This is a genomic window from Streptomyces sp. NPDC058701, assembly GCF_042715295.1.
In the GTDB taxonomy this organism is placed as follows: Bacteria; Actinomycetota; Actinomycetes; order Streptomycetales; family Streptomycetaceae; genus Streptomyces.
Map to the genome: position 1 here is coordinate 1 of NZ_JBHXSY010000021.1, position 25156 is coordinate 25156.

Annotated in this window: 23 protein-coding genes; 15 read left to right on the forward strand and 8 right to left on the reverse strand. The window is 73.2% G+C overall.

Features of this window, described 5'->3' with window-relative positions:
- Positions 1–154: 154 nt before the first annotated feature.
- Both ACFWW8_RS22215 and ACFWW8_RS22220 read left to right on the forward strand, forming a co-directional pair.
- On the forward strand, positions 155–559 hold the full coding sequence (locus ACFWW8_RS22215; protein WP_386530672.1) for a CBS domain-containing protein: 405 nt from the start codon (positions 155–157) through the stop codon (positions 557–559).
- A gap of 48 nt (positions 560–607) precedes the next feature.
- Positions 608–916, forward strand: a complete 309-nt coding sequence (locus tag ACFWW8_RS22220; RefSeq protein WP_386530673.1) for an SCO5918 family protein — start codon at positions 608–610, stop codon at positions 914–916.
- A 122-nt stretch (positions 917–1038) separates the two neighbouring features.
- On the opposite strand, the gene ACFWW8_RS22225 is transcribed toward ACFWW8_RS22220, so the two are convergent.
- Complete coding sequence (locus tag ACFWW8_RS22225; RefSeq protein ID WP_386530674.1) at positions 1039–1431, reverse strand: ATP-binding protein; 393 nt, start codon at positions 1429–1431, stop codon at positions 1039–1041.
- A gap of 240 nt (positions 1432–1671) precedes the next feature.
- The gene (locus ACFWW8_RS22230) at positions 1672–1905 is read right to left on the reverse strand and encodes a hypothetical protein (protein WP_386530675.1); all 234 of its coding nucleotides are present in this window, start codon (positions 1903–1905) and stop codon (positions 1672–1674) included.
- Positions 1906–2384: 479 nt separating this feature from the next.
- Between ACFWW8_RS22230 and ACFWW8_RS22235 the strand changes: the two genes are divergently transcribed.
- Both ACFWW8_RS22235 and ACFWW8_RS22240 read left to right on the forward strand, forming a co-directional pair.
- Entirely contained in the window at positions 2385–2723 is a 339-nt protein-coding gene (locus ACFWW8_RS22235; RefSeq protein WP_386530676.1) for a MerR family transcriptional regulator, read from the forward strand.
- A 218-nt stretch (positions 2724–2941) separates the two neighbouring features.
- Entirely contained in the window at positions 2942–3145 is a 204-nt protein-coding gene (locus tag ACFWW8_RS22240; protein WP_267726646.1) for a cold-shock protein, read from the forward strand.
- Between the two features lie 219 nt (positions 3146–3364).
- On the opposite strand, the gene ACFWW8_RS22245 is transcribed toward ACFWW8_RS22240, so the two are convergent.
- Complete coding sequence (locus tag ACFWW8_RS22245) at positions 3365–5371, reverse strand: NAD-binding lipoprotein (RefSeq protein ID WP_386530677.1); 2007 nt, start codon at positions 5369–5371, stop codon at positions 3365–3367.
- Between the two features lie 332 nt (positions 5372–5703).
- Here ACFWW8_RS22245 and ACFWW8_RS22250 point away from each other — a divergent pair, with 332 nt between their 5' ends.
- Complete coding sequence (locus ACFWW8_RS22250; protein WP_386530678.1) at positions 5704–6444, forward strand: hypothetical protein; 741 nt, start codon at positions 5704–5706, stop codon at positions 6442–6444.
- Between the two features lie 130 nt (positions 6445–6574).
- Positions 6575–6820, forward strand: a complete 246-nt coding sequence (locus ACFWW8_RS22255; RefSeq protein ID WP_386530679.1) for a hypothetical protein — start codon at positions 6575–6577, stop codon at positions 6818–6820.
- 66 nt (positions 6821–6886) lie between these two features.
- Here ACFWW8_RS22255 and ACFWW8_RS22260 read toward each other — a convergent pair whose 3' ends face one another.
- Complete coding sequence (locus ACFWW8_RS22260; protein WP_386530680.1) at positions 6887–8197, reverse strand: ion channel protein; 1311 nt, start codon at positions 8195–8197, stop codon at positions 6887–6889.
- A 101-nt stretch (positions 8198–8298) separates the two neighbouring features.
- The gene (locus ACFWW8_RS22265; protein WP_386530681.1) at positions 8299–9585 is read right to left on the reverse strand and encodes a ClC family H(+)/Cl(-) exchange transporter; all 1287 of its coding nucleotides are present in this window, start codon (positions 9583–9585) and stop codon (positions 8299–8301) included.
- Positions 9586–9997: 412 nt separating this feature from the next.
- Here ACFWW8_RS22265 and ACFWW8_RS22270 point away from each other — a divergent pair, with 412 nt between their 5' ends.
- Positions 9998–11632: a BCCT family transporter gene (locus tag ACFWW8_RS22270; RefSeq protein WP_386530764.1), complete on the forward strand. Its 1635-nt coding sequence runs from the start codon at positions 9998–10000 to the stop codon at positions 11630–11632.
- A gap of 72 nt (positions 11633–11704) precedes the next feature.
- Here ACFWW8_RS22270 and ACFWW8_RS22275 read toward each other — a convergent pair whose 3' ends face one another.
- Positions 11705–12295, reverse strand: a complete 591-nt coding sequence (locus tag ACFWW8_RS22275) for a TetR family transcriptional regulator (protein ID WP_386530682.1) — start codon at positions 12293–12295, stop codon at positions 11705–11707.
- 104 nt (positions 12296–12399) lie between these two features.
- On the opposite strand from ACFWW8_RS22275, the gene ACFWW8_RS22280 reads away from it, so the two are divergent.
- Positions 12400–13383: an aldo/keto reductase gene (locus ACFWW8_RS22280; protein WP_386530683.1), complete on the forward strand. Its 984-nt coding sequence runs from the start codon at positions 12400–12402 to the stop codon at positions 13381–13383.
- Positions 13384–13622: 239 nt separating this feature from the next.
- Complete coding sequence (locus ACFWW8_RS22285) at positions 13623–14306, forward strand: M15 family metallopeptidase (protein ID WP_386530684.1); 684 nt, start codon at positions 13623–13625, stop codon at positions 14304–14306.
- 19 nt (positions 14307–14325) lie between these two features.
- On the opposite strand, the gene ACFWW8_RS22290 is transcribed toward ACFWW8_RS22285, so the two are convergent.
- Entirely contained in the window at positions 14326–15939 is a 1614-nt protein-coding gene (locus ACFWW8_RS22290; protein ID WP_386530685.1) for a phospholipase D family protein, read from the reverse strand.
- 195 nt (positions 15940–16134) lie between these two features.
- Between ACFWW8_RS22290 and ACFWW8_RS22295 the strand changes: the two genes are divergently transcribed.
- Genes ACFWW8_RS22295 through ACFWW8_RS22315 form a run of 5 tightly spaced genes read left to right on the forward strand, consistent with a single transcriptional unit; the run spans position 16135 to position 23388 of the window.
- Entirely contained in the window at positions 16135–16638 is a 504-nt protein-coding gene (locus ACFWW8_RS22295) for a hypothetical protein (protein ID WP_386530686.1), read from the forward strand.
- Positions 16608–18017 carry a hypothetical protein gene (locus ACFWW8_RS22300; protein ID WP_386530765.1) on the forward strand — a complete coding sequence of 470 codons (1410 nt, stop codon included), beginning with the start codon at positions 16608–16610 and terminating at the stop codon, positions 18015–18017. The genes ACFWW8_RS22295 and ACFWW8_RS22300 overlap by 31 nt, the downstream gene beginning before the upstream one ends.
- Positions 18014–19456: a VWA domain-containing protein gene (locus ACFWW8_RS22305; protein WP_386530687.1), complete on the forward strand. Its 1443-nt coding sequence runs from the start codon at positions 18014–18016 to the stop codon at positions 19454–19456. Before ACFWW8_RS22300 ends, ACFWW8_RS22305 begins: the two co-directional genes overlap by 4 nt.
- Before the next feature lie 12 nt (positions 19457–19468).
- The gene (locus tag ACFWW8_RS22310) at positions 19469–20581 is read left to right on the forward strand and encodes an AAA family ATPase (protein WP_386530688.1); all 1113 of its coding nucleotides are present in this window, start codon (positions 19469–19471) and stop codon (positions 20579–20581) included.
- The gene (locus ACFWW8_RS22315; RefSeq protein WP_386530689.1) at positions 20578–23388 is read left to right on the forward strand and encodes a hypothetical protein; all 2811 of its coding nucleotides are present in this window, start codon (positions 20578–20580) and stop codon (positions 23386–23388) included. The genes ACFWW8_RS22310 and ACFWW8_RS22315 overlap by 4 nt, the downstream gene beginning before the upstream one ends.
- 172 nt (positions 23389–23560) lie before the next feature.
- On the opposite strand, the gene ACFWW8_RS22320 is transcribed toward ACFWW8_RS22315, so the two are convergent.
- Positions 23561–23845, reverse strand: coding sequence for a hypothetical protein (locus ACFWW8_RS22320; protein ID WP_386530690.1), 285 nt, complete (start codon positions 23843–23845; stop codon positions 23561–23563).
- Positions 23846–24227: 382 nt separating this feature from the next.
- Here ACFWW8_RS22320 and ACFWW8_RS22325 point away from each other — a divergent pair, with 382 nt between their 5' ends.
- Positions 24228–25094 carry a hypothetical protein gene (locus tag ACFWW8_RS22325; protein ID WP_386530691.1) on the forward strand — a complete coding sequence of 289 codons (867 nt, stop codon included), beginning with the start codon at positions 24228–24230 and terminating at the stop codon, positions 25092–25094.
- Positions 25095–25156: the final 62 nt, after the last annotated feature.

The following is a 25156-nucleotide window of genomic DNA, read 5'->3' on the forward strand; positions in this document are numbered from 1 at the left end:
CCGACCGGCCCAAGCGCAGCTCCGCCTCCACCCGCGGACGGCGCAGCCGCCCCGCACAGGGTCAGCGGCGTACCGGTCAGCGGCAGTCGTCCTTCGACGCGGCGGCCTGAAAGGGCCTGTGCACCAGAGCCGACCCATCTCTGCAGGAGGTCTTGTGACGCCGGTTCAGGAACAGCCCCGCCCCGCGCACGCAGACCCCGTGCGCAGGACGGTGGCCGAGGTGATGGAAGCCGCCGGACCGCAGGTCTGCGACGACATGACCGTCGAGGTGGCCCTGTCCGTGATGACCGGTGCCCGCGCCGGGCACCTGGTCGTCTGTGACGAGTTCGGCGAGTGCACCGGACTGGTCACCCGGGCCCGGCTCACGGCCCTCCGCGACAGCGCCGGCTTCACGGACCGGATCCGGCTGCGCGACATCACAGGCACCCCGGGGCCCTTCACCTCGCCCCGCACCGCCATGGCCGAGGCCGAACACGCCATGCGCTACCGGCGGTTGCGGGCGCTGCCAGTGGTCGACGAACACGGCAGTGCCCTGGGAGTCCTCGCCCTCTCCCGCTGAACCGCCTCATCCGGCCGGACCGCTCTCCCCTTCTCCCTGTGAGGCCTCATGCGCTGTGTCATCGCCCGTTTCCCGTTCGACCTGACGAAGAGCGGCGTGCTGGAATCGATGAAGGGCGTCAAGCCCGAGCCGGTCACCGCCGAGTCGGTCATCATCGGCCGCCGCCACTACCCGGTGAAGCAGGTGGGCGAGGTCGTCACCCGGCAGGACCGCCGCGACTTCAGCGCCGGTGAGGTGTTCCGGGCCATGACGCAGCTCGGCTTCACCTGCCGCACCGTCGCCAAGGCCGTACCGACGCCCGTCGTCGCCCCGATCCTGGGACGCTCGGCCATGATCGGTGCTCCCGTGGCCGTCTGACCGGCGCACGGCCGGAAGCCGGCACCTAGACGCATCGTGATGAGGGCCCAGCCTGCACGCAGGCCGGGCCCTCATCACGTACGTACGCCCATCGGCCGGGCCCGCGGCGTGCGTCCGCGCGGCTACCGGGTCAGGAGGGCGCTCACCGTCTTGCCCCCGCCGGTCCGCGGCGTGACCGAGGTCGAGCGGGCGAGGCGGTTCACCATCGGCCATCCGAACCCCCCGCCACCGCCGTGCAGGTCGGGGACGCGCATGCGAGGTGCGTGGGGGCTGGTGTCGTGGACGGCGACCTCGATGCTGTCGGGGTGCGCGGTCAGGTCGAGCGTGCAGGCGCCGCCGCCGTGGCGCAGGGCGTTCGTGACGAGTTCCGACACGACCAGGACGACGGTGTCGGCGGCGTCCTGGGCCACAACTGGCCGGCGCAGCCCGTCGAGGAACGCCCGGACGGAGTCACGGGCGCCGGCGACGGCTGTCGTGGACCGGACGGTGGTGGCGTTCGTGATCGTCGTGTGCATCAGGCTCACCTGCTCTCTGGATCGTCCGTGCCCGGATCCTCCCCAACGCGGCGGGGTCCGCATCGGAACGGAGGGACGGGGCGGAGTTCGGCGCCCTGGACCCGACGCCCTGGACCCGGTCACCGCACGGGCTCGGCGTCGTCGCCGGGCCCAGCGTGCTTCATGTCCCGCCCCTCGGGTACCCCGAGCCTCAGGAGCCATGTGCCCGGGATACCCGAAGTCGGGGACGGTTCGTTTCGGTCAGCCGGTGGTGCGGCGGTACCGGCCGGAGCGCGGTTCGGGCACCGTTCCCAGCCGCCGCCGGGGGAGGCGCGGGCCGCCCGCGCTCCGGTGCCGGCCGGCACGCTGCTCCGGTCCGGGGGCCGGCCCGCCCGCCTGTCCGCCCGCCCGCGGCGATGTCACCGGCGGTGCGAGTGCGAGAGCGGCGATGATCGCCGCCACCGCACCGAGGATGATCACGGTACCCACGGACATGTGTCCCGCCTCCCTGCTGTCGATTGACTGTCTCCTCACCCAGTGTTACCACCCGTGACCTTTCGAAACACTCTGCGTGATCTCGGGCTGGTTCGAGGGCGATTAACTCCCTGCGAACGCACGGAAACCTACAGTGGCGAAAGTAGACATTGACCGGTCGTCTGATTATGGTTTTTCGCGTAGCCACGATGGAACGTACGAGGAGAACGACAGGGTCGGCAGCACCATCAGGATCGCCCGGGTGTACGACTGGATCCGGGTTACCGCACGACGCCGGAACGGAAGGTGGTCCACGGTCACGCGTACGCGATCCCCGTACTCCCGCCCTTCTCCGGGGCGGGATCGCGGAAACAGAAGGTCGGCGCAGCACTAGGGCCGACGGATGGTGTTGAATTTCCCTTCGGGGCCCGGGTGCCGCACGGCACCAGGGCCCCTCTACGCGTTCCCGCGTCCTTCCATGATTTTCGACAGAGGTGCAGATGACAGCAGAGAACCCCACAGGCCCGCTCGGCGGTCACCTGGACGACGACGACTACCCCGCCTACACCATGGGCCGGGCAGCAGAAATGCTCGGGACCACCGCGGGCTTCCTGCGCGCACTCGGAGAGGCCCGCCTGATCACCCCGCTCCGCTCCGAGGGCGGCCACCGGCGCTACTCCCGGTATCAGCTGCGGATCGCTGCGCGCGCGCGGGAACTCGTCGACCAGGGCACGCCGGTGGAAGCGGCCTGTCGGATCGTCATCCTGGAGGACCAGCTCGAGGAAGCGCAGCGCATCAACGCCGAGTACCGTCGCGCGGCGGGGTCCCCGCGGGCGTGACCACAGAGCGGCGCGGGCGGCGAACTCATGTTGAGGGCCCCTTCCTCTGGTGACGGTGCGTGCCGTCCGTGTAGCGTGCCGGTAGCTGTCGTGGTTCGAAGTGCCTTCTGCCCGCATCTCGTTGGTGTGGGCAGTTCTGCTGAGTTGTGCCTGGACCAGGGCGATCACCTCCGTTTCCCGCAATGGTGGGCGACGATCACCGACTGGAAGGCATTGCCATGGCTACGGGCACTGTGAAGTGGTTCAACGCGGAGAAGGGCTTCGGCTTCATCGCCCAGGACGGCGGCGGCCCCGACGTCTTCGCCCACTACTCGGCGATCAACGCGTCCGGGTACCGCGAGCTCCAGGAGGGTCAGGCCGTGACCTTCGACATCACGCAGGGCCAGAAGGGCCCGCAGGCGGAGAACATCACCCCCGCCTGATCATCGGGACCCGCCCGATCCCCAGGGACTCCGCGGGTACACACCTCGGGGCCGCGCAGCACCAGCCGCGCGGCCCCGAGGCCGTACCGGGGACGCGGGCGCCCGCCAGCACGAACCGGAGGACGCTGCCCGCCGCATGCTGGACGTACTCGGTCGACCCGACGACGCGGCGGGGCGGTGCCGTGCAGCGCGGACCCGGCACGATCCGAACCAGACGCCTCAGCTCTCCGCGAGCACGATGACCCAGTCGGCCCCGGTGAAGCGGATCCGCTCGCGCTTGTCGGGGTTGAGCCGTACGCCGTGGGCGGGGTCCGCGCCGGTGTCCGCGCGCAGCCGGTAGCCGACCGCGCATTCCCGGCGGCGCAGCGCCGACTCGACGACCGTGGCGAACGCGACCTCGCGGTCCACCCGGACGTAGTCCGAGGCCGGCTTCAGGTACAGCTCGTTCCCCTCCGCGGCGAACAGTTCCTCGAAGACGTCGGCGAGGTAGCGGCTCTCCGAGATCTGGGTCATCAGGAGACTGATCATCCGACCGCTGACGATGAAGTCGGCGCCCTCCCGGGCGGGCGCGAGCAACCGGTTGCCGTCGTCGGACATCTCGGTGGTGATCGAGAGCTCCCGGTGGGCGGCATCACCGATCGCCCGCAGGTGCAGGAGCGTGACCAGCGTCCTGTCGTCCATCTCCGCCCCCGTCTCGGATTCCGGCCGGGGCGGCCCCGCAGCCGTCCCCGAGCCCGTGGCCGGGCCGCCGCCCGCGTCCGTACCCGTACCCGCCGCGGAGGAGGGAACGGGACGGGGCGCCGGTACGGAAGCGTGGCCCATTTCGCCGATGACGATCACGTTGTCGTACGACGGCACGTCGAGCTTGGCCAGGACGCCGGGATCGGTGATGTCACCGCGCTGGAAGGACACGTCGAGATGACCGCGCGCCGGTGCGAGGCCGGAACCGGGAACCGCGGAGTCGCCGCCCAGGGCCACGACGTCCAGCGTGGTCCCGGGACTGACGTACTGATCGAGCTGCTCCACGATGAGCGGCGCGCGCCGGTTCCAGCCCAGCAGGAGCAGGCGTTCCGGGAGGGGCGTCCGGGGGCGCGTCGTGACGATCGCGTCCGCGTCGACGAAACCGGCGGCGTCCTCGGGCACGGCCGTGCCGTCGTCCCGCGAGATGACGACGACGCGGTCACGGACACAGAGTTCCGTGTCCGGAGCCGGGTTGAGCGCGACGCTCCCGTCAGCGCGCAGCAGACCCACCACCGAGGACGTGGTGAACGACAGGAGGACCTCGCCGAAGGTGCGCCCCACGAGGCCCTCGGCAGCGGCGGTGTAGAACTCGTCCCCCTCGAAGTCCAGCAGCTCCTGGTACACGAGGGAGAGACCGGGCTGACGGGCGGTCTGAACGAGCAGCCGGGCGACGATGTCGTCGACACAGAGGACGTGGCCCCCCGGCCCGGCGGCCAGCCGGGCCGTGACGTGGTTGCGGGTGTCGCGGACGGCGGCGACCACCACCGCGGCGCTGCCCGCCTCCGGGACGGCGGCGTTCAGGGCGAGCAGCGTCTTCACCACGTGAGCGTCGCCGCCCTCCCCGCCGGGCGGCAGGACGAGCACGGCCTTCGCGGTCTCCGGACTCACCCGGGCCAGTACCGCGGGGTCGGTGGTGCTGCCGTGGCGGCAGATGATCCGGGTCGTGCCCGTCGCCGGGATGTGGGTGGAGATCTCCTCCTCCATCTCCACCTTGTCCTTCGGGGCCAGCACGGCGATGGCCGACCGACGCTGGTTGGCGTTGGCGGCCACCAGCTCCCCGACCACGGGGAAGATCTGATCGGACCACCCCAGGACGACGGTGTGCCGCGTTTCCAGGACGGTGGAGTGACCGAGCCGCAGCGCCATGATGCGGCGGTCGATGCCGGTCGTGATCAGGCTGACCAGCGTCGACACGAACAGCAGGGCGACCAGGGCGAGCGAGACGGACGCCAGGATGAAGACGGGGGAGCCGACCGCACCCCCGATCTTGAGCGTCTGGCCGACGCTGACCCACACGGCCGTGAGCCGGCTCGAGGCGGTCGGCGCAACCCGCCGGTCGGCCCATACGAGCACCAGGCTCATCGGGACCACGAAGGCGAGGCAGGCCAGGGCCAGCCAGCTGATGAGCACGGTGGTTCCCCGTGCCACCAGGTTGTCGAACCGGTAGCGCAGGCGCACCCGGACCCTCGTGTACTGCTGCGCCACGCAGAGCTCCCCGGCATGAGACGACGCGCCATGCGGGTGGCTGCCCGCCACCCCCGTGTTCACGGTAGGCAAGACCGGCCGGCATTCCGCCCCCGGGAACCCGCCCTCACCCGGAGGTATGAACGTTCCGCGAAACACCGGATCGGCCGGGGCCGGAGTGGATCCGTCCGCCGGCCGTACCGGCGGCGGGATCCGCCGCCGCGGCCGAACGGGGCCGGGCGGCGGCGTACTTCGCCGGTACCGGGGCAGCCGACCCCGCGGGTGGCGCGACGCCGCCCGCGGGGACCCCCGCCCGGAGCTCCCGTCCGAACCGACGAAAGGCACCCCGCCCCATGCATGCGCGCCGCGCCCTGCCCGTCGCCGTCCTGTCCCTGGCCGCCCTCACCGCCCTGGCGGGCTGCGGCGGTTCCCCCGCGGCCGCGCCGGCCCCCGGCGGGAGCGGGCACGGTGCGGTGGCGCAGGGGGGACGCGCCGCCGAGATACCCGGACTCGGGCCGCTGACCTCGGCGGCCATCCCCGCCGAGGCGCGACAGGCCGTGCTGGTCACCGGCCAGGGCCGGGACTCCGACCGTTCCACGGTGATCCTGTACGAGCGCGACGACACGGGAAGCTGGTCCCCGGCGCCGCTCGCCGGCTCCGGCTGGCCCGCGCACAACGGCCGACGGGGCTGGACCGACCACCACATCCAGGGGGACCTGCGCTCGCCCGTCGGGGTCTACGGGCTGACCGGCGCGGGCGGGCTGCTCGACGATCCGGGTACCCGCCTCCCGTACGACCGGGGGCCCGCCTTCACCATCGGAGGTACCGGATCCCTGGGCGAGCCCCTCGCCGGCTCCTTCGACTACGTCGTCGCGATCGACTACAACCGGGAGCCGGGCACCTCACCGCTGGACCGGACCCGTCCCCTCGGCGAGGAGCGGGGCGGCGGGATCTGGCTGCACGTCGACCACAACGGCCCGACCGAGGGCTGCGTCTCCCTGGCGAAGCCGCAGATGGGCGAACTGCTGCGCTGGCTCGACCCGGAGCGGCGCCCCGTCGTCGTCATGGGCGACGCGGACTCCCTGCGCCGCTGAACGCGGCGTCGGGGAGGCTGTCAGGCGGGTGGTCAGGCGGACGCGGCGGCCTGCTGGGCGGCGTGCGGCGCCGGGCCGAGCCACGCCGAGGACGGCGGCGCGGACGCTGCCGGCCGAGGCGGACCACACGGTGCGGCACACGCTGGCGGAGCAGGGCGCGTCCTGCTCGCGCGGCGCCGGTGGCCCGGCCGGTCCGGGACGGCTGCGCGGTGCCGTGGCCGCCGGACACGCGCATCCGCACCCGGCGGCGGTCCTGCCGGTGTTCACGAGCACCGATGTCGAGGCCCGGTCCGCATTCGGCCTGCGGCTCCTGACCGAGGGCCCGCGGACCCTGCACCGGTCCGCGCCCGACGGCCGGCCGGTCCCGTCCGGCTGAGCCGGGAGCCGGGAGCCGGGAGCCGGGTGCCCGTGCCGGCGGCCGGGGGCGCCGACGGCGGCGGCGTCAGCGCAAGGGGGCGCCCGTGGCGTCGAGTTGCATCTGCGGCCGGCCGCTGACCAGCAGCCAGGCCGGGAGCAGCGCCACGCACAGCAGCGGCAGCAGGCCCGGGTCCGGGGCGAGGATCGCGGCGGTGAACAGGCTGACCCAGCCCTGCCGGGTGACGGCCAGCAGGACTCCGAGGACCGCGCAGGTCACGCCGACCGCCGGGTGCACCGCGGGGACCAGGGCGCTCGCGGCGAGGCCCAGCGCCACCCCCACGAAGACGGACGGGAAGATCCGGCCGCCGCGGAACCCCGAGCCGCAGGCCACGAGGACGGCGGCCAGCTTGACCACGGTCATCAGGAGCAGGGAACCGACCGAGTACGCACCCGGATCGGAGGCCAGGACGCCGATCTCCTCCAGCCCCTTGAAGAGGGTGAGCTTGCCGCCCAGCGCTCCGAGGAGTCCCAGCACCAGGCCGCCGAGGGTGAGCGAGAGCACCGGGTGCGGCAGCAGGTGGAAGACGCGGTGGACGTGGGGGAAGGCGTAGACGGCGACCAGGGCCAGGGCCGCCCCGGCCGAGGAGATCACGAACGCGGCGACCACGTCGGGCCAGTGCGGCGTGCCGAACGCGGGCAGCGGGAGGTGGAAGGTGGGGGCGGCGAGCATCACGCTCGTCACTCCGCCCGCTCCCGCGGCGATCAGCGGCGCGAAGAGCTGGTCCCACAGGGTGGGTACGCGCTCGCCGGATGCCGTCGGGGTCGCCGGGCGGGGCGCGGACGCCATCGACTCGGTGAGGATCAGGACGGCCGCGACCGGCGTGCCGAACAGTGCGCCGACCGTGCCCGCCGCGCCCAGCGCCACCCACATCTGCGCCGGACTGCCCGGTGCGAGCCGCCGTCCGAGCCAGTACGCGAGGGCGATGTTCGCGGCGGTGATCGGGTTCTCCGGGCCCAGGCTGACCCCGCCGGCCAGGGCCAGCCCGGTCACGACGAGCAGCCCGGGGACCACACCCAGCGGCAGCGGGGCGTCCACCAGCCCCGTGGTCGCGGGGTCGGGGCCGGCGTGCCCGTGCACCTTCCACGCCACGAGCCCGACCGCGAGACCGGTCGCCGTCAGGACGGCCAGGATCCACGCGACCGACCAGGGACCGACGCCGATCGCGTCGGGCAGGGTCTTCCAGAGGACGTCCTTGAGCAGATCGGCCGCCTCGCTCACGCCGATCAGCAGCAGGCTGGAGCCCACCCCGATCGCGAGGGCGGGCAGGATCAGCGGGAGCAGGGCCCTGGCGGGGGAGGCCGGCGGGGGTGCGGCGGGCTGCGCGGGGGCGGTCACCGGATCAACGTAGCGGTGAATCACCTGAAATCATGTCAAATTGCAGCGTGTGCGGGTGAGGGAGGGGCGCTCCTCGCGGCGGCCCCGGGCCGGCCGGAGGGTCACGGCCGGTCCAGCATGCGCAGCCGCAGGCTGTCGTACACGGGGGCGCTGCCCATCCGGTCCGCGGTCAGGGTGGCGGCGAAGCAGGCGGTGAGCAGCGGGACCAGCAGGGACGTGGCCCCCGTCATCTCGACGACGAGCGCGATGCCCGTCACGGGCGCCCGGACCGCCGCGGTGAACAGGGCGGCCATGCCGACGACCGCGAAGGACGCGGCGCCGGAGCCGTCATGGGGGAGGAGGGGCAGCGCGACGCCGTGTACGAGGGCCCCCCACAGGGCGCCCAGCGCCAACAGGGGGGCGAAGAGCCCGCCCGGGGTGCCGGCCGCGTAACTGAGGGGGCCCGCCAGGAACCGTACGACGAGGTACCCGGCGAGTACGGGCACCACCGGCACGTCGCCGGCCAGCAGCCGCCCGCTCAGCTGGTCCCCGCCGCCGGCCAGCAGCGGATCGATGCCGAGCAGGAGTCCGACGACGGCTCCGATGAGGGCGGCCCGGGCGACCGGGCCCACCCGGGTGGTGCGGTCGCAGCAGGCCAGGGCTCCGATGACGAGGCGGTTGTACCCCGCTCCCAGGGCGCCCGTTGCGACGCCGAACAGGAGGAAGACGGGCAGCAGGAGGAGCGGTGGGGCGGCCGTGTCCGGCACGCGGAAGACGGGCCGGTCACCGACGACGAGCTGCGAGCAGCCGACGGCCGTGGCGGTGCCGATGAGCGTGAGCAGCACCAGGCGCGGCCGGACCCGCCTGGTCACCTCCTCGCAGACGAACAGCACCCCGCTCAGCGGCGCGGTGAACGCCACGGCCAGGCCCGCCCCGGCGAGCGAGGTGTGCAGCAGGGTGATGTCGCCGGGGCCCATCCGGGTGCGGCGCCCCGCCGCGGCGCCGATCGCCGCGCCCATGTGCACCGTCGGGCCCTCCCGCCCGAGGATCAGCCCCGAGCCCATGGCGATCAGCCCGCCCGCGAACTTGGCCGGCAGGAGCCACAGGGGCCGCGGTTCGCGCTCCCCGCGCCACACGGCCTCGACGTCCTGGATGCCGCTGCCGGCGGCGAGCGGGACCCGCCGGGCGATCGCGCACGCGACGGCGGCGCCCACCGCGGTGAGGGCGACCGGCACCAGCCAGCCCGGGCCGCCGAGCCGCTCCGACGCCACCACCAGAGAGCCGCGCAGTTCGTCGGCCCGTACCAGGCACCAGCGGAAACTCCCGCCGACCAGCCCCACCAGGCAGCCCGCGACCGCCGCGACGAGATACACCAGCGGCCCGCGGCCGCCCGGCTGACCGGCCGTCACCCGCCGCACCCCCGCCCGGGGCGCGGCGGGCGGGGGCGGGGCCCGCTGGGCGCGGGTGGCGGGCGCTCGCCGGGAGCACCGGGCATGTACTGACCTCCGCGGAGCCGTGGTTCGCGTCGGTCCGAGCCTGGCCCGCCGCCCGTGCGCCGCCCCGGACATCGGGGCGGCCGCGCCCAAACCGCCCCCGACTGGGTCAACGCCGCCCGGGCGGTGGCGGCGTACGGTCCGCGACATCCGCGCACCGGCGCCGGCACAAGGCTACTTTCGGATGAAAAGCGTGATAAGCCGGTACGCGTACTGAAACGTTCCTTTTAGGTCTTCGTGGAAGGGGACTTCGTTGTCGCACGATCCGCCGGCCGGCCCTCGTTCCCGAACCGACAAGCCCGGAACCGACAAGCTCGGAACCGACAAGGTGGTCTTCGGTGTCACCGCGGGCCTGACCCTGGCCTTCGTGCTGTGGGGAGCCCTGGCCACCGACTCGCTGGAGAGCGTGTCGAGCCGACTGCTGAAGGGGCTCATCCACAACGGCGGCTGGGCCTTCATGCTCGCCGCCACCGGCTTCGTCGTCTTCGCGCTCTGGCTCGCCATCAGCCGCTACGGCCGCATCCACCTCGGGCGCGAGGGCGAATCACCCGAGTTCCGCACCGTCTCGTGGGTCGCGATGATGTTCAGCGCGGGCATGGGGATCGGGCTCATGTTCTACGGCGTGAGCGAGCCGCTGTCGCACTACGGCACGCCGCCGCCCGGCACCCACCCCGTCGACTCCGCCGAGCGCATGCAGACGGCGATGGCCACCACGCTGTTCCACTGGACGCTCCATCCGTGGGCGATCTACGCGGTCGTCGGGCTCGCCATCGCCTACAGCACCTTCCGGCGCGGCCGGCGCCAGACGATCAGTGCGGTGTTCGAGCCGCTCATCGGCGCCCGGCACGCCCACGGCGGCGCGGGCCGCGTCATCGACATCGTCGCCATCTTCGCCACGCTCTTCGGCTCCGCCGCCTCCTTGGGCCTGGGCGCGCTGCAGATCGGCAGCGGGTTCCAGGAGCTGGGGTGGATGGCCACGGTCAGCACCGGCCTGCTCGTCGCGATCATCGCCGTGCTGACCGTCGCGTTCGTCGCCTCCGCGGTCTCCGGCGTGGAGCGCGGCATCCAGTGGCTGTCGAACATCAACATGGTCCTCGCGCTCGTCCTCGCGGTGTTCGTGTTCATTGCCGGACCGACCATCATCGTGCTCGACCTGCTTCCCACCTCCCTGGGCGCCTACCTCGGCGACCTGCCCCAGCTCATCGGCCGCACGGAGGCCACGGGCGCGGGTGACGTGGCCGACTGGCTCGGCAGCTGGACGGTCTTCTACTGGGCCTGGTGGATCTCCTGGACGCCGTTCGTCGGCATGTTCATCGCCCGGATCAGCCGCGGCCGTACGATCCGCCAGTTCATCGGCGGGGTCATCCTCGTGCCCAGCTCCGTCAGCCTGGTGTGGTTCGCCGTCTTCGGCGGCACGGCGATGAAGCTACGGGAGGGCGGCGAGCTCGGCCGCGAGACGACGCCGGAGGGGCAGCTCTTCGGCGTGCTCCAGCAGTTCCCCGTCCCCACCGTGATGAGCCTGCTGGTGATGGTCCTCGTCGGCATCTTCTTCGTGTCGGGCGCGGACGCCGCGTCCATCGTGATGGGCACCCTCTCCCAGAAGGGCGTCTTCGAACCGGCCCGGCTGGTGGTCGTCTTCTGGGGCGTGGTCACCGGAGCCGTCGCCGCGATCATGCTGCTCATCGGCAACGGGAAGGGCGACGCGCTGGCCGGCCTGCAGAACCTGACGATCCTGGTGGCGGCGCCGTTCACCCTGGTCATGATCGGCATGTGCGTGGCCCTCATGCGCGACCTGCGCCGGGACCCGCTGATCGTCCGCGGCGAGATGGGCGAGGAGGCCGTGGCCCAGGCCGTGGTCGCCGGCCACGAGGAGTACGACGGGGACTTCGAGATCCGCATCGGGCCCGGCGCCGGCGCGGAGCCGGACGCGACGCGGCCCTCGCCGATCGACGGTCGGCACTGACGGCCGCACGCCCCCGGCCCGCACCCTCCGGGCGTGCGGCCCGCCGGGGCGCTCCCGGAGGGTGCGGGCCCCTCAGGGGGTCCGTACGCCCGGCGGCGCGGTGAGGCGGCGTACGGACTCCACCACGGCCTCGCGGTGGCGGGCGAGGCGCCCGGGAGGCCAGCCGGCGCCCGGATCGCCCGCCGCGGGGCCGCCGACCGCACCGAACCAGGCCTGGGACAGGCTCATCACCAGGGTGAGGACGTCGACGGCGTCCAGCGCGGGGTCGACGGCGCCGGCCTGCTGGGCCCGCTCCACCGCCGCGATCTTGCCGCGGTAGGACTCGGCCTCGGCGGGGGCGGAGCCCGGCCGCTCCAACTGCTTCCACAGGACGAGCCGCATCAGCGCCGGCCGCGCGACGAGGTGGTCGAACACGGCGCCCGCGTAGCCGGGCAGGTTCTCGGGGCTGAAGGGAACGGACTCCGAGCCGTCTTCCAGCGCACGCCGGAGTACGACGTCGAAGAGCTCCTCCTTGTTGCCGAAGTAGACGTAGATGAGCCGCTTGTTGGCCTGCGCGGCCTCTGCGATCCGGTCGACCCGCGCGCCGGCGATGCCGTACGCCGCGAACTCGGAGAAGGCGGCGTCGAGCAGGCGTGCCTTGGTTGCGCTGGAGTCCCTTGCCATGCCCGCAGCCTAGCAAGTAACTATCCGGTTATTGACATTCGCGGCGAGGTGCGCGCATGGTTGACCTATCCGGTTAGTTACTTACTTTCGCTGAGGAGAACACCATGGAGATGCGCGCACTGGGCGGCCAGGGCCTGCAGGTCGGCGCCGAGGGCCTCGGTCTGATGGGGATGAGCGCCCACTACGGCGCCGCCGACGAGACCGAGTCGCTCGCCACGATCGACCGCGCGCTGGAGCTCGGGGTCACGCTGCTGGACACCGCGGAGGGCTACGGCCCGTTCCTGAACGAGCAGCTCCTGGGCCGGGCGCTCGCCGGGCGCCGCGAAGCGGCCGTGGTCGCCACCAAGACGGGGGTGGAGTTCGCCGACGACGGCACCTTCCTCGGCCACAACGCGACCCCGGACTACATCCGCCGCTCGGCGGACCGGTCCCTGCGTCATCTGGGCACCGACCACATCGACCTGTACTACCTGCACCGCGTCGACCCGGCCGTGCCGATCGAGGAGAGCGTGGGCGCCATGGCCGAGCTGGTCGCCGCCGGCAAGGTCCGCCACATCGGCCTGTGCGAGGCCGCGCCCGCCACCGTCCGGCGCGCCCACGCCGTCCATCCGCTGGCCGCCGTGCAGACGGAGTACAGCCTCTTCGAGCGCGGAATCGAGCAGGACGGCGTCCTCGACACCCTGCGCGAGCTCGGCATCGGCCTCGTCGCCTACTCGCCGCTGGGCCGGGGCTTCCTGTCCGGGGCCGTGACGAGCCCCGGCGACTTCGCGGCGGACGACTTCCGGCGGACGGACCCCCGCTTCCAGGGTGAGAACTTCGACCGCAACCTGGCCGTCGTCGACCAGGTCCGCCGCCTCGCCGCGGAGAAGGGCGTCAGCCCCGCGCAGCTCGCCCTCGCCTGGACGTTGCGCCGGGGTGCGGTGCCCATTCCGGGCACCAAGCGGCGCCGGTACCTGGAGGAGAACGTGGCCGCCACCACCGTGACCGTCTCCGACGCCGACCTGGCCCGCATCGAGGCCGTGGCCCCGCGGGGCGTGGTCTCGGGCGACCGCTACGCGCCGGAGCTGATGGGCTCCCTGAACGGCTGATCCGCCGGGGTGGCGCAGTTCACAGCGGGTGACCGGAACGGCATCGGGTCGTTGAGCGTTCATCTATATGTGGCGCCGTGCGAGCCCGTGCCGTGAGGCTACGGCCCGCCGCCACCTCCCTGGCCGCCCCGGCCGGTCACCCCCCTGACCGGCCGGGGCCTGCCCGTGCCGCGAGGCCCGGACCGGCTCCGGAACGGCCCCGGCATGCCCGCCGGGCCGCGCGGACCTACGGTGGATCAGTGCGCTACCGCCTCGCGGTCGTCGCCCTGACCGCCGCTCTCTGCGCGTCCCTGCCGGCCTGCGACGTGCAGCAGGCCCCCGCGCCGCGGTTCCTGGCCCTGCCCGCGGAATCGGTGCCGGGACTCGCCGCCCGCGTGTCGGCCGTTCCGGCGGACAAACTGGGCGCCTCCCACCGGGCCGGCTGCCCCGTACCGCCCGGGAACCTGCGCCTGATCCGGATGAACCACTGGGGTTTCGACGGCAAGGTCCACACGGGCGAGCTGATCGTCCACCGCGAGGCCGTCGCCCCGCTGCTCCACGTGTTCGGCAAGGCCTACGCCGCCCGCTTCCCGATCCGCCGCATGCGGGTCATGGCCGCGTACGGGGGCAGCGACGCCCGGGCCATGGCCGACGACAACACCTCGGCCTTCAACTGCCGCCCGGTCACCGGCGACCCGCGCAAGCTCTCCCGGCACGCCTGGGGCGACGCCGTGGACATCAACCCGGTGGAGAACCCCTACGTCGACCTCCACGGCACCAGCCACCCGCCGAACGGGCGGGACCACCTCGACCGCGACCGCGCCCGGCCCGGCATGATCCGGCCGGGCGACGCCGTGGCCCGGGCCTTCGAGGAGGTCGGCTGGTCCTGGGGCGACCGCTGGTCCAACCCCGACTACCAGCACTTCTCCGCCAACGGCGACTGACCCCGCCCCGCGCGCACCCTCAGAACGACTTGCGGAGCCGGAGCCGCAGCGGCCTGCCGTCCGGGTCCACGAGCAGCCGGTAGAACGGCATGGACACCGTCCTGGCCAGCGAGGACATCTCCGGCGGCCGGTACGCGCGGAGCCGGCCCGGCGGGCGCGGCCCCTGACGGCCGCCCGCGTGCCAGGCGTCCAGCGCCGAGGCGGCCGCCGCGAACGCCTCGAAGGCGTGCCGCGGGTCGCACAGCGGATCCGGGGCCCCCGGGTCGGGCTCGGCCTCGTCGAGGTGCTCGCGCGCGAGGCGCAGCCGCAGTTCCCTGGCGAAGACGCGCGCGCCGTCCCCCAGGCCGGCCGGGTCGCGCGGCGTGCGGGGGTCGGCGTCCCCGTCCAGGACGACGCAGCCGAGTTCGGAGTCGTGGCTCCAGGAGCGGAGGTTGATGTTGTCCGACCCGACCGCCGCCCACACGTCGTCGATGACGCAGGCCTTCGCGTGGACGTACACGGGTGTTCCGGCGTGGTTCTCCAGCCCGTACACCGCGACCCGGTCGCCGCCCGCCTCGCGCAGCCGGTCCAGCGCCGCGACACGTCCGACTAGGTTCATCGGCAGCGTGAGCCGGCCGTCCTGCTCCGGGACGGTGGGGATGACCGCGACCAGGTGGAGTCCGGGGTGGGCCGCCAGGGCCCGCGCGAAGCTCTCCACCACGCTCGGGGACCACAGGTACTGGTCCTCCAGGTAGATCAGCGAACGGGCCCGTCCCACGGCCCGGAGGTAGCCGCGCGCGATGCTGCGCTCGCCGTCGGGAGCGAAGGGATAACCGCGGAACAGCCGGTTCGGGTACGTGCGCAGCACCTGGACGGTGTGGGTGCCGCACGGCTCCGGATCGGGCAGTTGCGCCGGCAGCCGGTCGGCTTCGGTGTCCTCGTGGTGGAAGAGCTCGCGCATCCGGGTCAGGGGGCTGCGGCTGAGCGGTGAAGGGTCCTCCCACCGCTCGCGGAAACCGGCCTCCAGGTCGCCGACGGCCGGTCCGCGCACCGCCAGCTGGACGTCGTGCCACGGCGGTCGCTCACCGTACGCCTCGGCGAAGGGGATGGCCTGCGGGTCGCCGTGGTGGGAGGCGTCGTCATTGCGGCCGTGGCACAGGTCGATGCCGCCGACGTACGCGACGTCGGCCTCGGGGCGCTCCGGGTGGCGCAGGACGACGAGCTTCTGGTGGTGTGAGCCGCCGGGGCGCACCCGCATGTCCAGCAGGCATTCGCCGCCGGCCGCTGCTATCTCCTCGCCGAGATGTCGGTTCTCTGTCTGGCTGAACTGCAATCCGTCCAGGTGGGAGCGCCAGATCAGCCCCTTGACGATCACGCCGCGCTCGGCCGCGGCGGCCAGCACCGCACCGATCTCGGTGCCCTCGCCGTCCAGGCGCTCGTCGGGGTCGCCGCGCCAGTCCGTGAACATCAGGAGGTCGCCCGGGCCCTGCGAGCGGATCGCGGTGAGCAGCTCGGCGAAGTACGTCCTGCCGTGGACCAGCGGCCGGACGTCATTGCCGTGCGACCAGGCCGCGCCGTCGGGGCGACGGCGATCCAGGCGCGTCGCGGCATTTCCGCGCTCGTCCGCGGTCAGCAGCCAGTCGGAGAGTTCCACTGCACGTCCTTCCCTCCGTACGGCGACTACCCAGTCCGCCCCGGCCCATGCCGCGCGACGGCTCCGTGATCCGTTCGGCGGGCCCCGGGCACCAGGAGGGGCTGCCGGGGCCCGTGTTGTCAGTGGTCGCACCTATGTTCAGCCGTGTCCCGCCGACGTGGCGTGGACGCCCCCCGGTGCAGAGGAGAAGGCGCGTTGTCAGATTGGGAGAGGTCGAGCACGGCACGGGTGATCGCACCCGCACGGCCGCGCAAGCTCGCCAAGGTCCCGTTCGTCGAGCTGGCCGACGGACGCCTGCAAGGCGTGGTGTCGAGCGGCTCGGACATCGAGCGGGTCTACGTCTCGTCCGTAGCGGCCGGCACGTACGCGTTCGCCTGCAGCACCAACAACAACCGGCCCTGCGGCGGCGCGAGGGGCTCGTTCTGCAATCACATCCGCGCCCTGATCGGCGAGGCGGCGCTTCAGTACGGTGCCGAACGCGTCGCCCGTTACCTGAGGGCGGAGACCGCGGGCGCGGAGCCGAACGCGCAGACCATCACCGCCGCGATGGGCGCCGCGCGGCCGCCGCAGGGGGACACCCGGGCCGCCGCCCCCGTCTTCAGCCGCTTCCTGCGCCACCTCGCCTACCTGGAACTCGCGCCGACCACGGCACCGTTGCCGGAGATGCACTGGTTCCCGCCGACCAGGGCGGTGGCATGATGCGTGCCGACCTGCTCGTCGAACCCGTCGACGGTCTCGACGAGGCCCTGGCGGCCGTCGACGCCTTCGACCGGGCCCTGGTGGCCGGACTGCTCCGCCCCCGGCCCGCCGGACTGGCCGGACTCGCCGACGCCGTCGCGGGCACGCCGCTGGCCGCCAGGGTCGGCGAGGCGGCCGGGAAGGCCGCGGCCGGAATCGCCGGCGAGGACCACTTCACGGCCCTCGCCGCGGCCCGCACCGCCCTGCTCGGCTCCGTCCACGACGCGCTGACGGCCCGCGCCGAGGAGGCGCTGGGCCGCCCCCGCGGCGACGCAGCGGTCCCGCCGCCGGGCGCTCAGCAGGCGGCGAACCTGCTCTCCGCCGCCCGGTCCTGGCTGTGCGACCTGGCCCGCTCCGGGTGGCAGGGCATCGACCACGACCTGGTCTCCGGATCGGCGCCGATCGTCTCCGCCCTGCTCCCGGACCCGGAACTGCGCCGCCTGGCCACCCTCCTGGACGGCTTCGCCGCCGAACTCGCCGCGTCCTGCCCGGGTGCGACCCTCGAACGCGTCCCGGTACGCCGCTGGGCCGACCTGTGGTCCCGCGCGATGCTGCTGACGCTGCCCGGCGCGGCCGCCACCCCCGCCACCGGCACGGTGAGCGGCCGGCTGCTGCCCCTCGGTGTCGACGTACAGGAGCACGCGACCGCCGTACAGGCCCAGGTCCACGCGGTGTTGGAGCCCTCCGACGGCGGACCTCCCCGCCTGGTGCGCGCCGGCGTCTCGGCGCCGAAGCCCGACACGGTCGTCGGCGCGGGCCTGTGGCAGCTGCTCCGCCCGCACCTGTCGCTCCTGGCGGCCGTCGGCGAGGGGCGCTCGATGGAACTCGCCGACATGCCCGTCACCGCCGAGGGCGACCTGCTCTGGAGCGACGGGCACGCCCGCACGGGCGGCCCCGCCGACGCCTTCGCCACTGCCCGCGTCGTCCTGCCCACCACGACGGGTGCGGTGACCGCGCCGCTGGACCGGCACCCGGCGCGCATCGCCGTCCCCGTGTTCCTGGACGGCTACACCGCCCGCGAGGAGGACGGCGCCCTCACGTTCACCGTCGCCGGCCAGCCCCTCGCCGTCGACACCGACCGCATTCCGGCCGCCGGACCGCTGACGCCGCAGACCGTCGCCGTGCCCGGAGCCTGCATCGGACTGCTCCGCTGGGACGCGGGCGCCTACCGGGTCCAGCCCCTGGCCGTCGAGACGACCGTACGGAAGAAGCCCGTTGCGGTACACGCCGGGGGATGGGCCGGAGGCACGGCCGACAAGGCGGGCGTCAAGGCCGAGAAGGCCGCCACCGACGCCGTGGCCGTGCTGCGGGAGCGCGCGGGAAGGCTGTTGCGGAAGTGACCGGGAACACGGACGAACGGCCGGCCGGACCCGCCCCCTCGGCGGCCCCCGGGCCGGACCCCGACGAGAACCGCCGCCAGGTCCTGTACTGGCGCCTCCTCGCCCGCCTCTTCGACCCGGAGGAGCAGGCCGCACTGGAATCCGCGAGCCTCGCCGTCGTCGAGGACATCGGACTGCCGCCGGCCCTGCTGGACCCCCAGGCGTCCGTCGACTCCGTCGTGCAGCGCCACCCGGAGCTGGCAGCCGAGTTCGAGGGTCTGATGGCACCCGAACCGCAGGACGCCGGAGCGGCGCGCGACCGGGCCGCCGAGGTGCGCCGCGCGGCCCTGGTGTCCAAGGTGCTGCTGGGCGTCTTCGCCGCAGGAACCGGCACGGTCACCGCGGGGCAGCTGACGCGCTGGCAGTCCGACGCGGCCTGGCTGGAGCGCGCACTGGGCGACCTGCGCGGGGGACGCGGCGCGGGGAGCGGCGCCGGCGGGGGAGGCGCGGGCGTCAGCCCCACCGGCACGGGCGGCCGCGCCACGACCCCCCGCCCCGGTCGGCTGATTCCGGAGATCGGCCCGGAACTCGCCGCCATCGAAGCCGACCTCGTCGCGCGCATGCGCCTGCGGGAGGTGCTGGCCGACCCCGCACTCGCCGCACGGCTGACCCCCAGCATGTCGCTGATCGAACAGCTGCTGCGGGACAAGGACAACCTGTCGGGCCTGGCCCTCGCCAACGCCAAGGACCTCATCCGGCGCTTCGTCGACGAGGTCGCCGAAGTCCTGCGCACCCAGGTCGAGAACGCGACGGCGGGAGCCCTGGACCGCTCCGTCCCGCCCAAGCGCGTGTACCGCAACCTCGACCTCGACCGCACGATCTGGAAGAACCTCGTCAACTGGAGCCCGGAGGAGGAGCGGCTGTACGTCGACCGCCTCCACTACCGGCACACCGCCCGCAAGACCACACCGCAACGGCTCATCGTCGTGGTGGACCAGTCGGGCTCGATGGTCGACTCGATGGTGAACTGCACCATCCTCGCGTCCATCTTCGCCGGGCTGCCGAAGGTGGACGTCCACCTCATCGCGTACGACACGCACGCCCTCGACCTCACACCCTGGGTGCACGACCCCTTCGAGACCCTGCTGCGCACCAACCTCGGCGGCGGCACCGACGGCACGGTCGCCATGGCCCTCGCCCAGCCGAAGATCGCCGAACCCCGCAGCACCGCCGTGGTGTGGATCTCCGACTTCTACGAATGGCGGTCCGAGGCGCTGTTCGAGGCCATGGCCGCCATCCACCGCTCCGGAGCGAGGTTCATCCCGGTCGGCTCGGTGACCAGCTCCGGCCGCGGCAGCGTCAACCCCTGGTTCCGGGAGCGGTTCAAGGACCTCGGCACACCGGTGCTCTCCGGCCACATCCGCAAGCTCGTGCACGAACTCAAGACGTTCCTCACCTAGAAAGGCCCTCACATGCCCGACCTGTTGCGCGCCCCCGCCGAGACCAAGTACGCCGAGGAGCTGGACTGGCTGGAGTCGGTCGACGACAACCCCAAACCGTTCTCCTGGCGCCTGTCCCCGAAGATGGTCCGCCTGTTCGTACTGGGCTCCGAGCGGGCCGATGGCCTGGACCGCACGATCTCCCAGAAGTGGTTCGGCGACCGGAGCTTCGTCGAGCGCTCCATCGTCACCCTGGCCTCCGACCGCGGCCTGCTGCTCATCGGCGACCCCGGCACCGGCAAGAGCTGGCTGGCCGAGCTGCTGTCCGCCGCGATCTGCCGCAGCTCCACCCTGGTCGTGCAGGGCACGGCCGGCACCACCGAGGACCACATCAAGTACTCCTGGAACGTGTCCATGGTCATCGCCAAGGGGCAGTCGCGGGAGTCGATGATCCCCTCGCCGATCATGACCGCGATGGAGACCGGAGCCATCGGCCGTTTCGAGGAACTCACCCGCTCCACCAGCGACGTACAGGACGCACTGATCTCGATCCTGTCCGAGAAGTACATCTCGGTCCCGGAACTCGACAGCGACAGCATCGTCTTCGCCAAGCCCGGCTTCTCGATCATCGCGACCGCCAACAGCCGTGACCGGGGCGTCAACGACCTGTCGTCGGCCCTGAAGCGCCGCTTCAACTTCGTCCGCATCCCGGTGATGACCAACAAGAAGAGCGAAGCGGAGATCGTCCGCTTCCGCACCGAGGAACTGCTCCACCGCCACCGGATCGAACTCGACGTACCGCCCAACCTCCTCGACGTGCTGCTGCAGAGCTTCGCCGACCTGCGCGCCTCGGCCGCCTCCGCCGGCAGCGACGACGAGAAGCTGGAGTCCGCGCTGTCGACCGCCGAACAGATCGGTGTCCTGGAGGACGCGATCCTGCACGGCAACTTCTTCGGCGAGCGCGCCCTGACCGCCCGCACCCTCGCCTCCTCCCTCGTCGGCTCGCTCGCCCGGCGCGAGCCCGAGGACCTGGCCATCCTCAACAAGTACCTGCACGGCGTCGTCGAACCGCGCAGCAGGGAACAGGGCGGCGCCTGGCCCGAGTTCCTGGAGGGCGGCCGCGACGCGATCGCCACCCTGTCGTGAGCGGCGCGCACGAGGGGACCTTCGAAGCGCTCCGCGCGCAGCTGCGGCAGACCGCCGCCACGTTCGCCGACGGACCCGACGCCCTGGAGGGGATCCTCCTCGGCATCGTCGACGACGTCGACCGTGCCGTGCGCGAGCCGCTGGAGATCTTCCCCGTCTGCCACCACTCGCCCGCGTCCGCGCTCGCGATGGCCCGCCGCCTGCGCGAGAAACAGCCGAAGGTCGTCTACCTGGAGCTGTGCGAGGACATGGCGCCGCTGCTCACCGAACTGCGCAACTGCAGGCTGCCGGTGGCCGTCCAGGCGTTCGCGGCCGAGATCGACGGCTTCCCCGCCGAGTGGTCCCCGCTGTCGGTGGTGGCGCCGATCACCGAGGCCTCCGCCGAGTACCAGGCCATCGCCTACGCGCTGGACACGCCGGGCGTCGAACTGGTCCTCGTCGACCGCTCCTCGGACCACGTCTTCCAGTGGGACGCACGCGCCGGCCGCACCGGCACCGACGCCCGGCCCCCCGGCCCGGACGCGGCGCCCGCCGAGGAGGAGGCCGCTCTGCACGGCGACGCGGTGGGCGTGGAGCTGGGGGACCTGCGACCCCGCTTCGCCGAACTGGAGGAGCACCTGCTGCGCCACGGCCGTGTCCGGCACTGGTCGGAGTGGTGGCACCAGTACGTCGAGCTGCCCCTCGGCGACAGCGACCACGACACGTACCGGCAGGTCATGCTCCTGATCGGCAGCCTCTTCCGACGCCTGGCCCCGGGCGACGCCCGCCGGGTGGGCGTCGACGAGGACCGCGAGCGGTACATGTGGACCCGGATGCGGGAGCACCTGGCCGCGACCGGCACCGATCCGGCCGACTGCCTCTACGTCTGCGGCGCCTTCCACGCGGCCAGCCGCGTGGCGGAGTTCGGCGTCGACGGCGCCGACACGTTCGCCATCGGCCCGCGCACCGCCACGACGTGGCAGTACGGGCTGATCCCGTCCAGCCACGCGGCGATCGAGGCGCAGTTCGGCCTGGCCGCCGGCTCGGTGTCGATCGCCGCGACGGTCTGGGCCAGGAACGTCACCCGCACGCGCACGGAGCCGTACCGGCTGGCCGGACAGGCGGGCGCGAGGAAGCCGGGGGCCGGCCGCAGGAAGGCCGCCGCGGCGGTCCCCGCACCTCCGGCCGCACCCTCCGACCAGCTGACCGGGTTCCTGCGGCAGCCGCCCGTACTGGACCCGCTGGACGAGGCCGAACTGCTCGGCTGGTCCGTGGAGATCGTGCGCGCCGCGCGCCGCAACGGCTACCTCGCCTCCACCGCCGACGCCATCGCCGTGTTCGAGACGTCGATCCTGCTGGCCGGGATGCGCGACCGCGCCAGACCCACGCCGTACGACTTCCAGGACGCGGCCGTCACCTGCATCGAGAAGGACACCGTGCCCGGCCGGCGCGACGTGCACCGGCTCGTCGAGATCATGATGGGCGGCGACCGGATCGGCCAGGTCGGCTACGACGCGCTGCCGCCCCTGGCCCGCGACGTCCACGACCGGCTCGCCCCGCTGAACCTGAAGCTCCAGCAGCGCGGAGTGCAGCGCGCGCTGCTCGACATCGCCGGCAGCCCGGAGCTGGAGCGGTGCTCCGACGTCCTGTGGATGCTCCGCTACCTGATGCCGCACGGCACCGCGCGGCCCATCATGGGCGAGCGGAGCCTGGGGGAGCGGTCGATCCAGGAGTCCTGGGACCTCGCGCTCGGCACCCACCAGCGCGCGCTCATCGAGCTCGGCTACGAGGGCGTCAGCATCGAGCAGGTCCTGGAACAGCGCCTTCGCCGCACGGCGTACGGGCCGCGGGCCACCGCGGCGAGCGTCCTGGAAGCCGTCGAGGACGCGACCCTGTACCTGCGCAACCGCCGGCTCACGGACGAGCTGGGTACGCGCGCGCTGGACGTGCTGTCGGCCGAACGCAGCGTCGACGGCGCACCGGAGGTACTGCGCCGGGTGCGGCGGCTGCTGGCGTACTACCGCACCTGCGAGCCGGTGCTGCCGCCGTGGATCGAGTCCTTCGCCAAAGCCGGCTACGCGCACTACTGCACCCTGCTGCCGACGGCCTTCACCGACGACGACGCCACCGTGCGGCAGGTGGCGGCGATGCTCGGCTTCCTGTTCGGCATGGAGAGCCTCGCGATGTCCCTGGGGAGCGACCGGACCCAGCTCGAACTCGCGGTCGCCCAGTCGCACCCGCGGGACCCGTCGAAGACGGCGCTGCTGTGGGCGGCCCAGGTCCACCTCGGGCACCTCACCCGCGCGGACCTGCGCGCGACGTGCGACGAACTGCTCGGCAACCCCATGGTGGTCCCCGCCTATCCGCGCTACCTCAGCGGCTTCGTGGACGCCCTGGAGCCGGTGCCCGGCCTCACCGACTTCGTGGTGGAAGCCGTGTCGAACGCCTTCGCTCGGCTCCCGGACCCGGTCCTCCTGCCGTGGCTCCCGACCCTGATCACCACCCTCCGGTCGGACGGCGCCGAGCTGGCCCCGCTGCTGATCCGCGAGGCCGGACGGATCTTCCCCGGCCGGCTCGCCCCCCTGGACGGATGGGTCCCGCCGTGGCGCGCCGGGACCGAACCGCACCCCGCCCGGCCGGCGTCCCGCGCGACGGACCGCAGCGGCAGTGCGCTGCTCGCCGCCCACCCCGTCGCGTGCGACGCGGTGGCGTCCCTGCTGGGGTGCGAGGGGGAGTGGGACACGGCCGGCCCCGGCCCGGGCGGCGCGGCCCTGGCCGCCCGCCACCCGGACACGGCCGCGGCGCTGGCGGCGCTGCTGGCCGGCTGACGGGGCGGGGCCCCGCTCGCGGCGGAGCCCCGCACCACGAGCGGTCCGGCGGTGCCGCGCGCGGTCCGGGCGTGCCGCGCGCGGTCCGGGCGTGCCGCGCGCGGTCCGGCTCCTGCCGGTGCCCGGATTCCCGAGAGCACCGGCAGGAGTGCCGGGAGCGCCGCAGCGTCGGCTACTGCTTCGGGTCGGTGACCTCGACCCGGGACGCCCACCGTCCGCTGACCGTGTGGTGCACGACGTACGGGCCGCCGGAGACGGCCGTGCCGCGTGCCAGTTCGTCGAGGATGTGCACGTCGACGGCGACGCCGTTGATGTGGCTGATCTCCTCCGCGAGCACGTCCCTGACGTACGCGTCCGGGTCGGCGCGCATCGCGGCCCGATCCGCCTCGTCCAGTTCCAGTTCGAAGACCTCGATCTCCCGCGTCTCGACATCGCCGATGCGCCGCACGTTCGCCATGGCCGGGTCCTTCCGGTGAGGTGAGTGGTCCACCAGTGTTCAGCGACCGGCGGTGGCATCGGCGCAACCAGGTCGCCCGCACCGGGGACGAGCCCCCGTTCGGCTCACACCCGGTCCCGGAGCGCCGTACGTCCTGCGCGGTGTACCGGATGCGGCGGGCGAGCGAGTGCGGGCGGGTTCGTACCTTCGCAGTACTCGATCAAGGTGGCCGTGTGCCGAAAGGGTTTGTCATGAGGTCGGATGGCGACGATGATCCCCCCATGACGACCGGAAAGGGCCATGCCCTCTAGGCGCTCCGCTCCGCTCTCCGCCGCTCGCGCCACCGACCGACGCTCAGCGCAGCGCCCGATGGCCGTGACCGCCCACCCAGGAGAGCCCGCCCGTGCAGAAGACCGCCCTCGTTGCCTACGCCCACCTCCCGCGATCGCACCACGACCGCCACGTCCTGACCAGTACCGTCGACCCCTTCGGCGCCGCCCACTGGCTGCTCACCGAACGCGCCCCGCAGCCCCGCGGCGAGGCCCAGCCCTTCGACGCGCTGATCGTCTCCGTCCATCCGGGCGGCGACGTCGAACTCACCGAGCTGAGCGCCGTGCGGGCCCGCTGGCCGCGCCTGGACCGTCTGCCCGACGGCAGGTTCGTCGTCGCCGCGTCCCGCGCCCGCCGCTACGAGGACGCGGACCAGGTCCAGATCTTCGACGCGCTCGGCCGGGAGGCTTCGTCCTTCTCCGTCGGCGATGCCATCGAGCACCTGCTCGTGGACGAGGCCGGCCACATCTGGGTCGGGCACTTCGACGAGAACCCGGCCGGAATCCGTCGCTGGAGCGCCACAGGCCGACTCGCCTGGACATCAGACGGCGCCCGCCTCCCCGGTCTCTTCGACTGCTACGCCCTGAACGTGTCGGGCACCGCCGCCTGGGCGTGCCCGTACACGGACTTCCCGCTCGTCGAGATACGCCCCGACCGCCTCGACCGGCCCGTGAGGGTGTGGGCGAACCGCGTACGAGGCGCCCATGCGGTGGCCGTCCACGACGAGCGGGTCGCCTTCTACGGCGGCTACGGCGAGGAGCGGGACCGACTCGCCCACGGAAAGCTCACCGAAACGTCCGTCGAGCCACAGGAAGTCGGCCTGCTCACCCTGCCCGATGGCCCTGTCCCTGGCCGCCGACGGGTCGTCAGCCGAGGAAGCAGGATCTACGTCCAGGCGGAGCCGTTCACCGCGTGGGGCGTGTTCGACCTCAGCAGCTGATACCCAGCACTGGAAAGACCCTCTCCCCCCGGTCACCAACCATGCGACGGACAGTCCCGCAA

What these genes read in the sequence shown, in the direction of transcription:
- ACFWW8_RS22220 (WP_386530673.1), top strand. Translation starts at nt 608, where the DNA reads ATGCGCTGTGTCATCGCCCGTTTCCCGTTCGACCTGACGAAGAGCGGC.
- ACFWW8_RS22225 (WP_386530674.1), bottom strand. Translation starts at nt 1,431, where the DNA reads ATGCACACGACGATCACGAACGCCACCACCGTCCGGTCCACGACAGCC.
- ACFWW8_RS22230 (WP_386530675.1), bottom strand. Translation starts at nt 1,905, where the DNA reads ATGTCCGTGGGTACCGTGATCATCCTCGGTGCGGTGGCGGCGATCATC.
- ACFWW8_RS22235 (WP_386530676.1), top strand. Translation starts at nt 2,385, where the DNA reads ATGACAGCAGAGAACCCCACAGGCCCGCTCGGCGGTCACCTGGACGAC.
- ACFWW8_RS22240 (WP_267726646.1), top strand. Translation starts at nt 2,942, where the DNA reads ATGGCTACGGGCACTGTGAAGTGGTTCAACGCGGAGAAGGGCTTCGGC.
- ACFWW8_RS22250 (WP_386530678.1), top strand. Translation starts at nt 5,704, where the DNA reads ATGCATGCGCGCCGCGCCCTGCCCGTCGCCGTCCTGTCCCTGGCCGCC.
- ACFWW8_RS22275 (WP_386530682.1), bottom strand. Translation starts at nt 12,295, where the DNA reads ATGGCAAGGGACTCCAGCGCAACCAAGGCACGCCTGCTCGACGCCGCC.
- ACFWW8_RS22280 (WP_386530683.1), top strand. Translation starts at nt 12,400, where the DNA reads ATGGAGATGCGCGCACTGGGCGGCCAGGGCCTGCAGGTCGGCGCCGAG.
- ACFWW8_RS22310 (WP_386530688.1), top strand. Translation starts at nt 19,469, where the DNA reads ATGCCCGACCTGTTGCGCGCCCCCGCCGAGACCAAGTACGCCGAGGAG.
- ACFWW8_RS22320 (WP_386530690.1), bottom strand. Translation starts at nt 23,845, where the DNA reads ATGGCGAACGTGCGGCGCATCGGCGATGTCGAGACGCGGGAGATCGAG.